Source organism: Lapidilactobacillus gannanensis (genome assembly GCF_003946675.1).
Taxonomy (GTDB): Bacteria; Bacillota; Bacilli; order Lactobacillales; family Lactobacillaceae; genus Lapidilactobacillus; species Lapidilactobacillus gannanensis.
Window position 1 is genome coordinate 1 of the sequence record NZ_RHOT01000045.1, and the last position, 17208, is coordinate 17208.

14 protein-coding genes are annotated in these 17208 nt (G+C 41.6%); 8 read left to right on the forward strand and 6 right to left on the reverse strand.

From position 1 onward, the window contains the following. Positions 1–605: 605 nt before the first annotated feature. The 4 genes from EKM81_RS09830 to EKM81_RS09845 are packed head-to-tail and all read right to left on the reverse strand — an operon-like array spanning position 606 to position 4042. Complete coding sequence (locus EKM81_RS09830; RefSeq protein WP_125651228.1) at positions 606–1268, reverse strand: ABC transporter permease; 663 nt, start codon at positions 1266–1268, stop codon at positions 606–608. Between the two features lie 3 nt (positions 1269–1271). After that, positions 1272–2201, reverse strand: a complete 930-nt coding sequence (locus EKM81_RS09835) for an osmoprotectant ABC transporter substrate-binding protein (protein WP_125651230.1) — start codon at positions 2199–2201, stop codon at positions 1272–1274. A gap of 9 nt (positions 2202–2210) precedes the next feature. Then, on the reverse strand, positions 2211–2840 hold the full coding sequence (locus EKM81_RS09840; RefSeq protein ID WP_125651232.1) for an ABC transporter permease: 630 nt from the start codon (positions 2838–2840) through the stop codon (positions 2211–2213). Beyond that, on the reverse strand, positions 2840–4042 hold the full coding sequence (locus tag EKM81_RS09845; RefSeq protein ID WP_125651234.1) for a betaine/proline/choline family ABC transporter ATP-binding protein: 1203 nt from the start codon (positions 4040–4042) through the stop codon (positions 2840–2842). Before EKM81_RS09845 ends, EKM81_RS09840 begins: the two co-directional genes overlap by 1 nt. A 627-nt stretch (positions 4043–4669) precedes the next feature. On the opposite strand from EKM81_RS09845, the gene EKM81_RS09850 reads away from it, so the two are divergent. From EKM81_RS09850 to galU, 4 genes are all read left to right on the forward strand, one after another. Continuing rightward, positions 4670–5524: an aldose epimerase family protein gene (locus tag EKM81_RS09850; protein ID WP_125651235.1), complete on the forward strand. Its 855-nt coding sequence runs from the start codon at positions 4670–4672 to the stop codon at positions 5522–5524. A 675-nt stretch (positions 5525–6199) separates the two neighbouring features. Then, positions 6200–7036 (forward strand): type I methionyl aminopeptidase, encoded by an 837-nt coding sequence (gene map / locus EKM81_RS09855; protein ID WP_125651237.1) that lies wholly within the window; start codon positions 6200–6202, stop codon positions 7034–7036. 490 nt (positions 7037–7526) lie between these two features. Next, positions 7527–8471 (forward strand): YihY/virulence factor BrkB family protein, encoded by a 945-nt coding sequence (locus EKM81_RS09860; protein ID WP_125651239.1) that lies wholly within the window; start codon positions 7527–7529, stop codon positions 8469–8471. Between the two features lie 118 nt (positions 8472–8589). Then, entirely contained in the window at positions 8590–9510 is a 921-nt protein-coding gene (galU, locus tag EKM81_RS09865; protein ID WP_125651241.1) for a UTP--glucose-1-phosphate uridylyltransferase GalU, read from the forward strand. A 277-nt stretch (positions 9511–9787) separates the two neighbouring features. Here the strand turns inward: galU and EKM81_RS09870 are convergent, their stop codons facing one another. Then, a complete protein-coding gene (locus EKM81_RS09870) occupies positions 9788–10081 on the reverse strand; it encodes a hypothetical protein (RefSeq protein ID WP_125651243.1) in 294 nt (97 codons plus the stop codon). Between the two features lie 121 nt (positions 10082–10202). Between EKM81_RS09870 and EKM81_RS09875 the strand changes: the two genes are divergently transcribed. Genes EKM81_RS09875 through EKM81_RS09890 form a run of 4 tightly spaced genes read left to right on the forward strand, consistent with a single transcriptional unit; the run spans position 10203 to position 14843 of the window. Continuing rightward, the gene (locus EKM81_RS09875) at positions 10203–11384 is read left to right on the forward strand and encodes a thiolase family protein (protein WP_125651245.1); all 1182 of its coding nucleotides are present in this window, start codon (positions 10203–10205) and stop codon (positions 11382–11384) included. After that, on the forward strand, positions 11381–12652 hold the full coding sequence (locus EKM81_RS09880; protein WP_125651247.1) for a 3-hydroxy-3-methylglutaryl-CoA reductase: 1272 nt from the start codon (positions 11381–11383) through the stop codon (positions 12650–12652). The genes EKM81_RS09875 and EKM81_RS09880 overlap by 4 nt, the downstream gene beginning before the upstream one ends. Before the next feature lie 8 nt (positions 12653–12660). Further along, a complete protein-coding gene (locus EKM81_RS09885) occupies positions 12661–13845 on the forward strand; it encodes a hydroxymethylglutaryl-CoA synthase (RefSeq protein ID WP_125651249.1) in 1185 nt (394 codons plus the stop codon). Beyond that, positions 13845–14843 carry an NAD(P)-dependent oxidoreductase gene (locus EKM81_RS09890; RefSeq protein WP_125651251.1) on the forward strand — a complete coding sequence of 333 codons (999 nt, stop codon included), beginning with the start codon at positions 13845–13847 and terminating at the stop codon, positions 14841–14843. The genes EKM81_RS09885 and EKM81_RS09890 overlap by 1 nt, the downstream gene beginning before the upstream one ends. A 761-nt stretch (positions 14844–15604) precedes the next feature. On the opposite strand, the gene EKM81_RS09895 is transcribed toward EKM81_RS09890, so the two are convergent. After that, a complete protein-coding gene (locus EKM81_RS09895; protein WP_125651253.1) occupies positions 15605–16999 on the reverse strand; it encodes an FAD-binding oxidoreductase in 1395 nt (464 codons plus the stop codon). Positions 17000–17208 lie beyond the last annotated feature (209 nt).

The window sequence follows — 17208 nt, forward strand, 5'->3', positions numbered from 1 at the left end:
GGAATGCTCCTATCTTGTTTTATTAATTATGGCACAACTGTTCAGAAATTTATGTACCAAATACTAGGATAGGAGCATACCTTTTTAGGGACTATAGTTTCCCACAAACCAATAAAATCTGAGCTCTATAATTCATCTCAAAATTTTATCAAAATCTGGTATTATGGCCCTGAGTTAATAACTGTGCTAGTTTGACGTAGGTAATAAAAGATGCCTAGCGTAGCGGTTAATTAACAATGTGTAATTGACCAACTCAGCTCGCGGCATGTGGAATCAGTTGCAGTGTTAAATTTAAAGTAACTATCAGCTGGCGTAACTTGCAACAATTAGTTGAATATTAATATTGCTGCTAGCAATCAATAACTTGCTGGTTACTTTAGATTATTGATAATATGTTCAGTTAGCGCTTAACTGTTTAATAATGTTTGAAGTAAGTGGTCGAGTTTAGTGCGCCAAACAACAAAGCCAGCCTGACAATCTCTCTAGTTAACGAGAGGGTGTCAGACTGGCTTTGTTGTTTTTGCTGTAGCGCTGGCCTAAGTGAATTTTAATTAACCTTAAAGCATTCTTGAAAGGTCGTCGAAAAAATTAAGAATTTGTGGTTATTATCTAGCTGAAGAAGTCTTGGGTGTGAGTCGTTTTTCAATTAATGATAAGACTATGTCGGTGATAATTGCCATTAGGGCGGTTGGTAAAGCACCGGCAAGAATAATCGCACCACCATTCGTCGCATTAGTCCCGCGGATAATAATATCGCCAAGACCACCAGCGCCAATGAAGGAGCCGATTACGGTAATACCAATGCCGACAACTAAAGCATTACGAATGCCAGCAATCATGACCGCTAGCGATAGGGGAATCCGAATGGTTGTCAGGACTTGCCAACGAGTCATGCCCATCCCTTTACCAGCATCTAATACATGAGGATTGACACTTAGCATGCCGGTGTAGGTGTTTTTAATAATTGGTAGTAGTGAATAGAGAAATACAGTCACAATCACGGTATTTTCCCCCAACCCCAGCCCTAGCATCAGAATCGAGAGCATTGCTAGTGAAGGAATTGTTTGGATAACATTGGCAATCCCAATGATGGCTGGTGATAATTTACGATGCTGAGAGATCCAAATGCCGATGGGGATGCCAACAATTGCCCCTAATAATACGCCGTAAATTGCCATTAGAAAGGTCCGATTAAATTGTTGGAGCACGTAAAGGCCGTTGTGAGTGAAATAGTAGGTCAACTGACTTATTAAATTGAGATCTTTCATGATTTAGTGACCTCCTGTGAAGTAGTGATTTTTTTTGAGAAAATTATTAGCGACAGTCTGTGGTTCTTGGAGCTGATCGTCAACTTGATAGTTTAACTGCTGCATTGTCTTTAACGAGATTTTACCAGCGAGGCGATCAAGCACTTCAGTTAATTCTGGATGGGCCTTGAGGACGGCGTTAGTCGCGACAGCACTAGCATCATAAGGTGGAAAGAAATGGCGATCATCTTTCAGCAGTTTTAAGTGGTAACTGGCGACTCGACCATCAGTAGAGTAACCAAGAATAGCGTCCATTTTATTGGCTGCTAAGGCATCATAAAGCAGGCCAGTTTGCATCGGATGAACAGTGCCAAACTTATAACCATAAGTTTCCTGAAAGGCCGGATAACCGTCACCTTGGCGATTTTGCCAGATTTGATCAATGCCGACTGTCATTTGTGGCGCCAATTTTTGAAGATCACTGACAGTTTCTAAGTGATGTTTTTTGGCGAATTCAGGTTTAACCATCCAAGCATAGGTATCAGCAAAACCATAAGTTTTAAAATAGGTCATTTGATAACGGTCCTGAAAGTCAGTGGTGACTGTTTTGACCACTTTTTGAGGATCGCGTTGGAATTTTTCATTTAAAATAGTTGTTAAATCAGTGCCGTAGAAACGAATTGCGGAAATATCTGCATCACCATTTTTTAAAGCGTTGAAACTAACATTTCCTGAGCCAAGATTATTAATAATCGAAGCGTCCAGTTTGGTGTTGTGCTGAATCATTCCTTGAATCATATAAGCCATAATTTGTTGCTCAGTTGTGTTCTGGGCGGCAATTCGAATCGTATTTTGGCTGCCACCACTTAAACCGGGCAGACTACAGCCACTTAAGAGAATTATTGATAGACTGGCAAATAAACCGATAAACCAATTGCGAAGTTGTTTTTTCATAGCGGCCTCCTAACGTAAAATTTGACGTGGCGTCACGCGTGTTTCAACCTTGCCCAATAAATAATCAACGAGTAAAGCCAATAAAATCACGGGAATTGAACCACCGAGAATTAAGTCAGACCGATAAAGATTTAGACCATTAAAGATAAAATCGCCTAAACCACCAGCACCAATGTATGAGGCCAAAGTAGCCCAGGCAATAACATAAGTTGCCGACAAACGGATTCCAGCCATGATTACTGGGGCGGCTAACGGCAAATCGGCTTGGATAATTGCTTGCCACCAAGTCATCCCCATTCCTTTAGCAGCATCTTGAACTGCGGGCGAAACACCTTTCATACCTAAGTAAGTATTTCGTAAAATTGGTAGCAGTGAATAGATAAAAAGTGCCACAATTGCTGGCGTTGAACCAATCCCAAAAATTGGAATCATGATTGCCAGTAAGGCCATTGCGGGAATAGTTTGGAGAACACCGGCTAAAGTGATGACAAAATTAGCACCATGTTTCATTCTGGTCAGTAGAATGCCTAAGGGAACAGCGACAATAATCCCCAACAGTAAAGCAATTGCCGAGATGTAGAGATGCTGACCAATTTTAGCAATTAATTGACTACCGTAAGTTGTAAAAAAGTGAATCATTAGGCATCAGCGCTCCCTTCATGATTAGCGACTGCATGAATGTTAGCGTTAATTGGCGAGGCTGGTTGTTCATCAGTTGCCGGGGCCCCGCGCAGGGCGTCATAAACAATATCAACCAAGGAGGTTCGCGTAACGATGCCCACTAATTGTTTGGTGGCATTAACAACAGGAATGTTCTTGACACCAAGTTTGAGTAATCGCTGCACGCTATCACCAATTAAAGCCTTCGCTTGGACATAAGAGACTTCATGATTCATTAGCTGACTAACAGGTGTTTGAACGTCAGTCTTCCGACTAACATCGTCAATGTCTAAATAACCGACAAGCTTCTGAGTTTGGTCGATCACTAATAGGGTATCAACACGGCGTTCATGCATGGTATCAATGGCATCGGCTAAGGTTTGTTCGGGGTGAATCGTTGCGGGATGTGGTTTCATGATTTGACTGACAGTTAAAATATTTGGCTGTGCGCGAATCAAGCGTTCTTCACCAATCAAGTTAGTCACGAATTCATTTGCCGGATGCCGTAAAATGTTTTCTGGCGTATCAACTTGAACTTGCTTGCCTTGACTCATAATGACAACGCGGGTCGCTAAATTCAGCGCTTCATCCATATCATGAGTGACAAAAATAAAAGTTTTGCCGAGATCTTCCTGAAGGTGCTTGACTAAATCTTGTAAGGATTCTCGGGTGATTGGATCAAGGGCACCAAATGGCTCGTCCATCAAAATAATTTCCTGGTCAGCAGCTAAGGCACGGACAACACCAATTCGTTGTTGTTGTCCACCAGATAATTCACCAGGATAGCGTTGTAACATTTCGTCAGGTAATTGCGCTAAAGCAATCATTTTATGGGCTTGTTGCGCGCGTTTTTCAGGTGACCAGCCCAACAATTTAGGCACTAATTCGATGTTTTCTTGAATGGTCATATGAGGCATTAGGCCAATGCTTTGAATCACATACCCAATTGAACGTCGTAATTTAACCGGGTCCATTTTGGCGATATCATGCCCATTAATTTTAATTGTACCTGAAGTTTGGTGAAGCATGCGGTTGATCATGCGCATCGTTGTAGTTTTACCAGAACCAGATGTGCCGATAAAACAAATAAATTCGCCTCGATCAACCTCCAAATTAAAATCATCAACGGCCATTTTGCCATTGGGGTATTCTTTGCGTAAGTGCGACATTTCTAATAACATTAAAGCAGGTCCTCCTCAATTTTGGATGTTCGGGATGATGACTCAAGTTGTCATCGGAATTTAAGCAGTCACCGAACCCCTGACTAACAATAAAAAACGACCGGGTTCATTGGACGATTGCTCGTTCGCCGTAACCGATCGTATTTTGTTTTGCTAATATGACTAACTATCTATTCTACACGAGTTAGCAAACTTTACAAAGTGAAACAACTTGCTCTAAAATTTACTTGTTTGATAAAAGCACTTACAAATCCCGACCTATTCAGCAATTAGCAAAAAATAAAAAAATCAAAATAAAAAAGCTAGAATTAGTCATAATTAGCAGCTAACGACGATTATTTTTTTGAATATTTTGAATCGATTGTCAGCCAATAATAACAAATTTTGGTGATAATCATACTGTTGTTGTTTGAGGATGGGACAGCAGTTCTTTTTTGCAAAAGTAAAACGAGTTTTGACAGGTGAACTGTGTTCTCAATAGACAACCTCTTGTCGCAGGCTGTGTAAGTGGAGGTGAGCCAATCTAGGCCAATAGCTATTTTTAGGTATTTTTAACAGTTTTGCAAAGCTAAGTTAAGAAGTCTGTGTCATAATAAAGTTATTATTTAGAAAACAAAGGTGAGATTTATGATTACACTAAAAAATAGTACGGTCACCGCAACTATCACCGAACAAGGCGCTCAATTAAAAAAATTAACGGCTTTAAAAAATCAATTAGACTATGTAGCTACGCAATCAGATTCGATTTTATTTCCAGCGATTGGTAAATCATATCAAGATACTTATGAATATCAGGATCGGCACTACCAGATGCCAATTCATGGGTTTGCCAAGGATGCGATTTGGCAGATTTTCAGTCAAAGTAGTGACCAAGTCACTTTGAAATTGACTGATAATGAAATTAGTCGAGCCAATTATCCGTTTTATTTTCAATTTCTAGTTACTTATCGCTTATTAGCTGATGGTATTGACGTCCAATATCATTTGACCAACATGGGAAATGTGACAATGGCCTTTTCATTAGGTGCGTTGATTGAATCGGCATTGCCTTGGCGCACAGACATTAATTTGACGGATTATCAACTGGATTTGGCTCCTGAGAAGGCTTTGACATTAACCCGAGAAGTGGATCCTGATTATTTTCGAACGGGTGCTATTTTACCGAGTCGCTATTTTCACCGCGGCAGCATGTCTTTAGCAACGCCCGAGATTGATCAGAAGTTATTTATTCTGACTAATCGTGATATGCAGTCGCTTTGTTTAAATAATCAGCAGACTGGTCAGTCATTGTGCTTAAAAACAGCAGATTTTCCATTCTTTAGCGTGCAATATGATGCTAACAATCAGTTAATTCAGTTGGGTTTATGGAATGGACTGCCAGATAAACAGGGAATTAGTTCTGAGCTGCTGCGAAAAGAGGGCAACTTAACTTTACCAGCCCGCGACCAATTGGTGCTTGGCTATCAGGTCATAATTGATTAACTCTGGAAAATGAAAATGTGTTCGGCACCCTCACAACTCTTTCCGCCTACCGCGAATTAAGTCAAAATTGTTTGCCCAATTATTGCCTTAATTCAGGTTAATGCTCAAGAGTTACCCGGGTTGCCTCACAACTTGTTGAAATGTGTTCGGGTCGGTAAATGGCTAGGCATAACTTAATTATTCACTCGATCGGTTAGCACCGCTCAAGCAAATAATTGAAGTTACGCTACGCCAAAAAACCACCGACCCTCACAACTTGTCTGAAATGTGTTCGGGTCGGTAAATGGCTAGGTGTAATTTAAATATTCACACGATCTGGTTGCACCAGCTCATGCAAATATTTGAAATTACACTACGCCAAAGGCCCACCGACCCTCACAACTTGTCTGAAATGTGTTCGGGTCGGTAAATGGCTAGGTGTAATTTAAATATTCACTCGATCGGTTAGCACCGCTCAAGCAAATATTTGAAATTACACTACGCCAAAGGCCCACCGACCCTCACAACTTGTCTGAATTGTGTTCGGGTTGCCAAATGGCTAGGCCTAATTCGATAATTCACTCGATCGATTGCATCGCTCAAGTAAATTATCGCAATTACGCTACGCCAAAAACCCGGCACCCCTCACAACTTGTTGTTTTTGCGTTATAATGTTATTTGAACGGAGGCAGTTGAATGATTACATTAAAATCAGCTCGAGAAATTGAAGGGATGCGGCGTTCTGGTGAAGTTTTAGCTGGGGTGCATTTAGGCTTACGCGATATTATTAAACCAGGTATTTCTGCTTATGATATTGAAGCTTTTGCCGATCATTATATTACTAGTCATGGCGCACGACCTTCAGAAAAGGGTTTTGAAGGTTATAAATATGCGACTTGTGTTGATGTCAATGATGAGGTTGCTCATGGCACACCACGGCGCGATCTTTATTTGAAAGACGGCGATTTAGTTAAAGTCGATCTGACAGTTAACAAAGATGGTTACGAAAGTGATTCTTGCTGGAGTTATGCTGTAGGTAACGTTAGTCAAAAGACCAAAGATTTAATGGAAGTTACTAAAAAGGCTTTGTATTTAGGTATTGCTGAAAGTGTCGTTGGTAATCGGTTAGGCGATGTTGGTTATGCGATTCAACATTACACTGAAGATGAGCATGGCTATGGTGACGTTCGTGATTTAATTGGCCACGGAATTCAACCAACGATGCATGAACAGCCCAATGTGCCACATTATGGCGAACCTGGCAAAGGCTTACGCTTGAAAAATGGCATGACGATTACTGTTGAACCAATGATCAACGAAGGCACTTGGCAAATTGCTGAAAAAGAAGTCAAAGATCCTAATGATCCTTGGGTTTATTACGTCACGGCTGATGGCAGTTGGTCCGCCCAGTATGAGCATACTTTTGCGATTACTGATAACGGTCCCGAAATTCTAACGTCGCAAGATGCTGCTGAAGATGCCCAATATTTGGCTTGGGCACGTGATTATCTTGCTAAACGTGATCAAAAATAAATAGTGTTTGTTTAAAAAGTCCGGGACATCAGTCTATTTTTCAAAAAATAATACGAATTTTCGTTGCTGAAAAGTGGTCTCAAAAGGCAACTAGTTCCGCTTAACGCAAAAATGCCGAGCAATTCTATCGTAGAATTGTTCGGCATTTTACGTTAATGCTCACCGGCTCACCGACTTTGGTCACACGCTGTTTTGCTGTGGTTTGACACTAAAGTTTTTCTTTCAAAGATTGGGACTGTGAGAATTGATTAGGTCGCTCCTTAGCTAAGGGACGGCAGGGGCCCAGCGATTTAGAGCGCGTGGTTGTCGGCCGCGTTCCACAATCAGCAAGCCGTAATGGCGTCAGAACTAATTCTGTTTGATTATCCTTACTAGCTTTTAAACCTGACTTGAGGCGATTACCGAAAAGTCCGCTACTCTTCTCACTCTTGCTCACAATCGCCCGCTTTTGTATACTTAGGTTATTGAGTTTGACAACGGAGGCTTATGAATGACCCAAACAGATGTGACGGCCCTGCCTTTATTTCGACAGCCAATTCCTTGGTATCGTAAATTATTTTCCTTTATTCAGCAAATTGTAGCGCGAGTTATTTCTAGCAATATTGGTAATGCCGCTAAAGTCATTACCTATTATGTGTTATTGGCGTTTTTCCCAATGGTGATTTTTGTGGGGAATATGCTACCTTATTTAGGTTTGGATGCAAAAACGGTTATGACTTACTTAGACATGGCTTTTCCAGAGCAATTATTACCTGTTGTGCGGCCAATTGTGATCTCCTTGCTCGGTAAGAGTAACGGCGGCTTATTGTCTATTGGGGTAATCGCTACGCTTTGGGCTGGTAGTCGGGCTTTAAATGCAATCCGCTATAGTATGAATGATGCTTATCAGGTCGATAATGCCACTGTTTACAGTGATGTTCCTTTTCAAAATGCAATTGTGCGACGCTTTTTTGCGTTCATTCTTACTTTTATTTTCATCGTGAGTTTACTGTTAATTATTGTTGCCTTTACCTTTGGTCAACAATTTCTAGAATGGGTCGTGCCAACTTTTCATTGGTCGGAAAAAATTCTGATTACCTTTACGCGTTGGAAATGGCCTGTAATTGTGACCGTGGTTGTAGTAGTACTATTATTTCTGCAGTATATTTTGCCAAATGTGCATTTCAAATTTTGGACAGTATTACCAGGTACAACTTTTACAGCTATTGGGTGGTTGGTATTGACTCAAGGTTTTACGCTCTATGTCAAATATTTCGCCAAATCATTTAATAGTTATGGCACGATTGGGACAGTGATCGTTGGTCTATTGTGGTTGAATTTTGCGGCAACTTTATTGATGATCGGCGTCGTGATCAATGCTGTTTTTAATGAGGCTTGGCATGGGACATCAGGTCAGTCACCAAGCCGAATTGCCCGCTTTTTAAGAAACCGTTAGGAAACTTGTGTAACTATTCTCACTTGCTCATAAATATGGTATGCTTAATCGTGAGTCATTTAGGCCTATTGGAAAAATATCATTACTTCACCAACAGGTTATCTTAGGAGGTTTTTTGATGAAAGTTCGTAAAGCAGTCATTCCCGCAGCTGGCTTTGGGACCCGTTTCTTACCCGCAACCAAGGCAATGGCTAAAGAAATGTTACCAATTGTTGATAAACCAACGATTCAGTTTATCGTTGAAGAAGCAAAAGCATCAGGGATTGAAGACATCTTAATTATTACGGGTAAAGGTAAACGGCCAATTGAAGACCACTTTGATTCTGTCCCTGAACTCGAACATGATTTAGCAGAAAAAGGGAAAACTAAGATGCTAGAGTTGGTCCAAGAGACCACAAAAATGGGTGTGAACCTTTACTTTACGCGTCAATCTCATCCTAATGGGCTAGGGGATGCTGTTCGTTTGGCGAAATCGTTTGTTGCCGATGAACCTTTCGTGGTGATGCTTGGTGATGATTTGATGCAGGATAAAGTACCGTTAACCAAACAGTTGATTGACGATTATCAAAAAACGCACGCCTCAACTTTAGCCGTCATGCAAGTTCCTAAAGATGAAGTATCTGCTTACGGGGTAATTGATCCTGAGGGTGAAACTTTGCCAGGACTTTATAATGTGCGACGCTTCGTTGAGAAACCAAAAGTTGAAGATGCACCAAGTAACTTAGCTATTATTGGCCGTTATTTATTGACACCGGAAATTTTTGATATTCTGGAAACACAAAAGCCTGGCGCAGGTAATGAGATTCAATTAACTGATGCCATTGATACGATGAATAAAACACAACGAGTATTTGCCCATGAATTTAAAGGTCGCCGTTTTGATGTGGGTAACAAATTTGGCTACGTTAAAACAAGTATTGAATTTGGCCTTAAGCATCCCGAAATAAAAGACGATTTGCGTCAATTAATTATTGATCTTGGGGCAAAATTGGCCGCTGAAGATCAACAAAAAGCCGTTAAGAATAACACTAAAAAATAGTGGCAACCTATTAAGCAGGTTTAGCCAGTGATTTCTAATGTAAAAAACGAACAATTCGTCAGAAGAATTGCTCGTTTTTTTGGTATCAAGCGGAATGATTTTCTTTTGAAAGCATATTTCAGCCGCTAAAGTTTGTTTTGTGACTGCTGTCATAGCCACTTTTTAGTGCAGATAGTCATCGTGAGAGCTTTTTAAATGACAAAATGATTGCACAACTGTAAATTAAATAATAACTTATTGTTAAGACTAGGTAGAACGTGATTATTATCAAGTATAATTAATGTAGCCAAGCCTGTTGATTGACCATGCGAAAGCCAAAGATGGGATATTGTTTGCCATCATGGTATACATAGATCGGCAGTTGATAATAGTCTGGTTGTTTCAGTAGAAAAAGTAATTCCCACTGGTGTAAGGTTTTATTACCCGTAGTGGTTGTTAATAGGAGGCAAGCTTGGGGTTCAGTTTGGGGTTCTGCCAATAATAAGGGCCAGTTTTGGTTATCGCTTCGATAATAAAAAGTAGTTTTTTTGCGCAAATCCGCAATTAACTGTAAAAAATCAAGCACCAGCATGACACGTCTCCTAAATTTTTTAAGATTTATTAAGCTCAATCAGCTTAAATAGACAATTTTTTAGTGGTAAGTTATTCTATAGTTTAACAGTTTTCAGGTTTTTAGGTAAAGGGGTAGTTGTGTGGAACGAGTTGTTATTGTCGCTGCCAAAAGAACAGCGATTGGTAAATTTGGCGGTCAATTTCGCCAGATTGATGCTGTTACTTTAGGCAAGTATTGTTTACAAGGGTTATTAGCTGATATTCCGCAAGCACAGAAATTAGTTGAGGAAGTTTGGCTAGGAAATGTTCTTGGCGCTGGCTTAGGACAGAACCCAGCACGGCAGGTTTTATTGCGGGCTGGCCTACCAGTAACTGCCACAGCTACAACTGTCAATGACGTTTGCGGCTCAAGTTTGAAAGCTTTACGGTTGGCCCAGATGAGTTTGTTATTGAATGAAGCACAAGTTGTTGTGGCCGGTGGCATTGAGAATATGTCGCAAGCACCTATTCTACAATCGCGACCAGCACGAAAGGGGCAGCCAGAAAATCAGCAAGCGCCTGTTGATAGTTTATTCCATGATGGTTTAACTGATAGCCTGACTGATCAGGAGATGGGATTAGAAGTTGAAGCATTAGTGAAGCAACAACGTATTAGTCGTTTTGCTCAAGATCAGTTTGCTTTATGGTCGCAAGAAAAGGCGGCCGCAGCAGAGACGGCGGGTCTATTTGAAAATGAAATCGTGCCGATACCGGTTGCTGATCAGTTAATAAAACGTGATGAAACGATTCGTCGACAAACTTCTCTAGAAAAATTAGGCTTGTTGCGACCTGCCTTTCGAGCTGACGGCACGATCACTGCCGGGAATGCCTCGCCAATTAATGATGGTGCTAGTATGTTGCTGTTAACAACTGAAACTTTTGCCCGCGAGCATCAGTGGCCAATTGAAGCCTTCTTGGAAGAGTTTGCTGAAGTTGGCGTTCCCACACCGGAGTTTGGTTTGGCGCCAATTGCGGCAGTGCAAGTCGTTTTAGAAAAAGCGCAGCTAACCATGAACGAGATTGGCGTGGTTGAATTAAACGAAGCTTTTGCTGCTCAAGCCTTAGCCGTCCAAAAGGCCTTAGAAATTCCTGATGATAAATTAAACCCTTTAGGTGGCGCAATTGCGCTAGGACATCCGCTAGGAGCAACCGGGACTCGCATGATTGCCACGTTAATCACTGCTTTAAAGGCCAAGCATGCTGAACATGGGCTTGCAACCCTTTGTATTGGTGGTGGTCAAGGGATTGCTTGGCATTTAAGTCGTGAGGGATTAACAAAATGACCAAATTCTATGAATTATCACGGCAGGAACGTTTGCAGTCATTAGTTAAAGCTGGTTATTTGGCAGCCGCTAGTGCTGATTTTCTTCAAGCAAAGCCAGCATTAGCGGATGAAATCTTAACCGCAATTACTGAAAATGATGTGGGCCAATTTGTGTTGCCATATGGTGTTGGCGCTAATTTTTTAATTGATAACCAGCCCTATTATGTGCCCATGGTCACGGAAGAGCCATCGGTGATTGCTGCTGCAAGCAATGGTGCACAGCGAATTGCACAAGGCGGTGGTTTTCAGACCGTTGTTGTTAATCATTTAATTTTAGCCCAAGTGATTTTAACTGGGGTTACCCAGTTTACGGACTTACGGTTGCGGCTACAGGCAGTTGATCGGCAAATTTTCCAAGTGGCGGCTACCGCTCATCCCAGTATGGTCAAACGTGGTGGTGGTTTACGTTCATGGCAAGTCACTGCCGTTGGTGCCGATCAGGCTAAAATCAGTCTCTGGCTAGATCCTCAGGCGGCCTTTGGTGCAAATTTTGCCAACACTGTGGCTGAAGCCGTTGGTAACTTTGTTCAAACGCAAGTCCTGCAGGGTGCTGAACAGGTTTTGGCGGCCATTTTAAGTAACTCTGGGGCCAAAATGACGGTGACAATTCGGGCTGAGGTTCCTTGGCGAGCCTTAGCAACCACAACCAATTCTGGGACAACAGTGGCGGCACGTATTGCGCAGTTAAACCAATTTGCCCAGCAGGACCCAGAGCGAGCAAGTACTGAAAACAAGGGAATTTTAAATGGTGTTTTCGCAGCCGCTTTAGCAACCGGGAATGATTTGCGCGCAATTAGTGCTGCGACAACTGCTTGGCTAATTGAACACCAGCAATTGGTTTTAAGTCGCTGGCAGAATTTATCGGCTAAACAAGTATTACAGGGTGAGTTAACCCTGCCATTACCCATTGGTCAAGTTGGTGGGGCAATTAATTCGTTACCAACTGCAACCATTAGCCACGAATTATTGGGCCATCCCACTGTCGAACAATTAATGTGCATTATTGCGAGTGTTGGTCTGGCTAATAATTTAGCGGCACTGCGGTCGCTAGTGACGACGGGGATTCAGGCGGGGCATATGCGCCTGCAAGCTGCTAATTTGGCTATTTTGGCAGGCGCTACGCCGGTAGAAATTGAGCCACTAACAATTTTACTCAATCAGGAACAACAAGTTGATTTGGCGAGAGCCCAATTAATTCTCAAACAATTACGACAACAAAAGAGGTAGTAGTGGCTGTGGCAACAATTATTGGAATTGATAAAATTGGCTTTTATAGCCCTGAGTATTACTTAGATTTAACGGATCTTGCAACGGCTCGCCAAGTTGATCCGGCAAAATATAAAATTGGGATTGGCCAAGATCAAATGGCTGTTTTACCAGCTGATCAAGATATTGTGACGATGGCGGCTAACGCAGCGGCCCAGATTCTTGATCAAGCTGATCGCCAGCAAATTGATTTACTCATTTTCGCAACTGAAAGTGGGATTGATCAATCAAAAGCGGCTGCACTTTATTTACAAGAGTTACTTCAAATCAATCACCAAGCGCGGGCCTTTGAAATTAAGGAAGCTTGCTATGGCGCCACGGCAGGTTTACAAATTGCCTATGATCATTTGGCCGCCCATCCCACCAGTCAAAAAGTGTTAGTTGTTGGCGCTGATGTGGCGCGCTACGGCATTGCTACTGCAGGCGAAGTGACACAAGGTGCGGGTGCGGTTGCACTGCTAATCACTCGCCAGCCACGTTTGCTGGGCTTACAGCAACCAACAGCTTACTATAGTGAAGAAATTATGGATTTTTGGCGGCCTAATTATCGTGATACGGCTTTAGCAGATGGTAAGTTCTCAACAGCGCAGTATTTACGCTTTTTAGACTTGACATGGCAAGCTTATCGGGCTAAAACTGGGACTCAATTAACTGATTTGACTGCTGTCTTGTTTCATATTCCCTTTACTAAATTAGGGTTAAAAGGTTTGCGACAATTAACAACTGACTTGGCAGCAGCGACTAAAGAAAGTTATTTTGATTATTTCCAACAAGCAACTGGCTATAATCGTCAAGTTGGAAATTTGTACACTGGTTCTTTGTATCTTAGTTTATTATCGTTATTGGATCAACAGCAGTTGGCCGCTGGTTCTAAAATTGGTTTGTATAGTTATGGCTCTGGTGCTGTGGCCGAGTTTTTCACAGCAGTCGTCCAACCGAATTATCAGCAAACCTTACAAGTAGCGTGCCATCAACAACAACTGCATCAACGTCAGCGTTTAACGGTTGCTGAATATGAACAGTTCTTTATGCAAACTGGCCTAACTGATGATCATGATTTTCAGATCAAGCGACAATCACCGCATGCTGATTTTTACTTTGCTGGTCAAACAGATCAGCGTCGGATTTATCAACGAAAGGAGCCCGTTAAGTAATGAAAATTACCGCCTATGGTGTCCGCCCAGAAGAACAGCCCTGGCTGACTAAAATTGCCCAAAAGAATCATTTTGAACTGATTCAAACCGCCGCTTGGCTAACTGCTGACAATGTTGATTTAGCCCGAGGCAGTATTGGTATCAGTGCGTTTCAAACCTTACCTTATTCCGCCGCAGTTTTTGCGAAGATGGCTGCCTTGAAAATTCCAGTTTTAGCAATTCGTAATGTTGGCACAGACAATCTTGACTTAGCTAGTGCTGACCGAGAGGGCATTGAGGTCAGTAATGTGCCGGTATATTCACCAGCTGCGATTGCAGAGTTTGTTGTGTTATCCGCACTTCAATTATTGCGGCAAGCGCCAGCAACGACAAGATTAGTTGCTCAAGATCAATTAGCTGAGGTGCAAAATTTGGTTGGTGGTGAGTTAAATCAACAAACAATCGGTGTGATTGGTACCGGACATATTGGCTTATTGGCGGCCAAAACATTTCATAATTTTGGTGCCAGAGTGTTAGCTTACGATGCGTTTCCACGAACTGATCAACCGGATTGGCTAGAATATGTGGCCGATTTACCAACTTTATTAGCGCAAAGTCAAATCGTGACGCTACATGTCCCAGGAATCAAAGCAAATGATCATTTACTAGATGCTCGAGCATTGGCACGCCTACCGAAAGGCGCCTTAGTGATCAATACGGCTCGCGGTAATTTAATTGATACCTCAGCTTTACTGGCAGCTTTAACAACGGGGCAGATTGGCGGTGCCGCGATTGATACTTATGAATTTGAGAATCAAATTGAACGTGCCAGTGAAAGTCATCAGCCGATTACGGCACCGTATTATCATGATTTATTGGCAATGTCTAATGTGATTTTAACGCCGCATATTGCTTATCACACTGATGTAGCCGTACAGAATATGGTGCAAGGTTCATTAGCTAATATTTTAAATTACCAAGCGGCCAAACAGCTCTTAAATCCCGTCAAATTAGGCTAGCGAGCGAATCAGATCAAAAGTTGCGCTTGCTGTAAAAAATAATTGTCGAAAAAGCTTGCAACCGTTTTCAAACCGTGTTACTATAACAATGTAAAGAGAAACAGATGCTAGCTAGTCACCAACAGGATTGTTGTACTAGCACCTGTGGAACTAATGATCATTAGTCAAGCGATACTCAACTAAGGCCAATGTTGAGTTTTGTACCAACAGTGAAGCAACGATAGATATATTGTTACTTTTGTATGTTTAGTATTAGGTAGTATGTATTAGGTTTCAGAGAAGTAGAACGATTGCAGTTTAACAGAACATGGATATGGTGTTTCGTTAAGAATTGTTCTGACAGTAATACCTTCAGAAAAGCTGAGTGAAAAGCAGAATTCTGAAAGACGTATCATGTGGAGGTGGATGTCTGAAAAACTTTCGGACAGCACGTTTCAACAAGGATCGATTTGATCGCGAGAAAAGATAGCCACAATTGTGGATAGCAGACAGTTTAATAGTAAGATGCGTTACGAACTGGTTCTTGTGACAATTGAATAGCATGAGGTGTTAAATATTAAGGATGTTACAATGTCGCATCTAGTTTCTCTTTACGCTTCAGAATGACCTAACTGATACCGATTTATCAGTTAGGTCATTTTTGTGTTGTTTAAAAGTTCAATCAGGTAATCAAAAAAATTGTCCAGCATTTTTAATGCTGGGCAATTTTTGGATATTTATGTGAATTTAAAAATCAATGAAAAATTGGTAATGAAATCAAATTAATCAATTTTTCGTTTAGGATTTAAAATATTCATAGGATCTAATAGTGCTTTGATTTGATGCTGAACGTAGTCAACATCATTACCTAGTTCTTCGTTATTCCACTGATTTTTAAGCATTCCCACGGCATGCTCACCAGAAATGGTTCCGCCTAGCTCCAGGGTCTTATGGAACATTAAGCGCAGGGCTTGGTTGACGTTAGCTGGCACTTCCTTGATTTCTTGAGGCCAAACAATGGTGGGATGAACATTGCCATCACCAGCATGACCAGCGGTAAAAATTTTTAAGTCCAACTTCTGGGCAACTTCTTGAATATAATCCATCATTGGTGCTAATTGTGACAAGGGCAGCGCCATGTCTTCCATAATGTGATTTTGACCAGCAAAGACTGCGGGTAACATATCCCGGCGTAATTGCAGCAATTGTGCTTGCTTGCTGGGGTCATCGGTCAACTGCACATTTTGGGCCTGGTATTCAGTTAATAGTTTGCGCAGGACTTGCATGGCTTCCTGAGAACTACTATCAATTTTGAAAATTAACATGGCACCGCTTTGCTGAGCATAATTTGTTTTTTCATAGCGGTCAAGGGCAAGCACAGTTTGATTATCGAGGGCTTCCAGCATGGATGGATATACGCCAGAAATACGAATTGCCGCCACTGCTTTGGCTAACGCTGTCATATCTTTGAAGAAGGCAATACCTGCTAAAGGTTTACCCAAAGGAATGGGTAACAATTTGACGGTCACTTCAGTAATAATGCCTAAAGTTCTTTCAGAGCCCACAAAAAGCTGAGTTAAATCGTAGCCGAAAGCTTGTTTAAGTGTGCGACCGCCTAAAGTTAATTCACGGCCATCAGCCAGAATAACTTTCAGGCCCAGAATATTGTCTTTAGTGGCACCATATTTAACAGTACTCATGCCACCAGCGTTGGTGGCAACATTAGCACCAATACCAGAAATATTTTTGGAACCAGGATCGGGCGCATAAAACATCCCTTGTTTACGCGCAGCCGCGTCTAAGTCACCGTTGATCACGCCAGGTTGCACGACGGCTAATGAATCAGCTTTACTAATTTCCAGAATTTGATTCATTTTTTTAGTTGATAGAATAATGGCACCATCTAAACCATCGGCACCAATCACAGTACTAGTAAATTGGTTCTGCGTGACAATTGGCAAGTGGAATTTGCGGGCCGTGGCTAGGACGCCTTGAATATCGGCGTTGCTTTTGGCCGCGACAAAGGCTAGGGCAACGCTACTATCAGCGTCAGTTAAATTAGGGCTAAATGACGCTACTTTTAATGTTTTTGTGTCGGTGGTAACTTTGCCATCAGGAACTTGTGACTTTAAATAGTCAATGATTTGATTATTATCGTATGCTGTAAAAACAGTTATGATTGCTTCGCTTCCTTAGTTCAAATCGACTTTCTTTTGATAAGCTTAAAAGTCCTTGCGATTATTTTAGCACTTTCGTCAACATAATGTTGCGGCCAACATTTACTTCGGAAAGAATCAATCATGGCTGACTAGGGACTGTCTGAAAACTAAAAATTCAGGTATAATCTGAGGAAAAACGAATCGAGGCATTCCGATGACAACACCTA

Bases quoted from the DNA above. Each gene is read 5' to 3' on its own strand.
- EKM81_RS09830 (WP_125651228.1), bottom strand. From the start codon at position 1,268: ATGAAAGATCTCAATTTAATAAGTCAGTTGACCTACTATTTCACTCAC.
- EKM81_RS09835 (WP_125651230.1), bottom strand. From the start codon at position 2,201: ATGAAAAAACAACTTCGCAATTGGTTTATCGGTTTATTTGCCAGTCTA.
- EKM81_RS09840 (WP_125651232.1), bottom strand. From the start codon at position 2,840: ATGATTCACTTTTTTACAACTTACGGTAGTCAATTAATTGCTAAAATT.
- EKM81_RS09845 (WP_125651234.1), bottom strand. From the start codon at position 4,042: ATGTTATTAGAAATGTCGCACTTACGCAAAGAATACCCCAATGGCAAA.
- EKM81_RS09850 (WP_125651235.1), top strand. From the start codon at position 4,670: ATGATTACACTAAAAAATAGTACGGTCACCGCAACTATCACCGAACAA.
- map (WP_125651237.1), top strand. From the start codon at position 6,200: ATGATTACATTAAAATCAGCTCGAGAAATTGAAGGGATGCGGCGTTCT.
- EKM81_RS09860 (WP_125651239.1), top strand. From the start codon at position 7,527: ATGACCCAAACAGATGTGACGGCCCTGCCTTTATTTCGACAGCCAATT.
- galU (WP_125651241.1), top strand. From the start codon at position 8,590: ATGAAAGTTCGTAAAGCAGTCATTCCCGCAGCTGGCTTTGGGACCCGT.
- EKM81_RS09870 (WP_125651243.1), bottom strand. From the start codon at position 10,081: ATGCTGGTGCTTGATTTTTTACAGTTAATTGCGGATTTGCGCAAAAAA.
- EKM81_RS09880 (WP_125651247.1), top strand. From the start codon at position 11,381: ATGACCAAATTCTATGAATTATCACGGCAGGAACGTTTGCAGTCATTA.
- EKM81_RS09890 (WP_125651251.1), top strand. From the start codon at position 13,845: ATGAAAATTACCGCCTATGGTGTCCGCCCAGAAGAACAGCCCTGGCTG.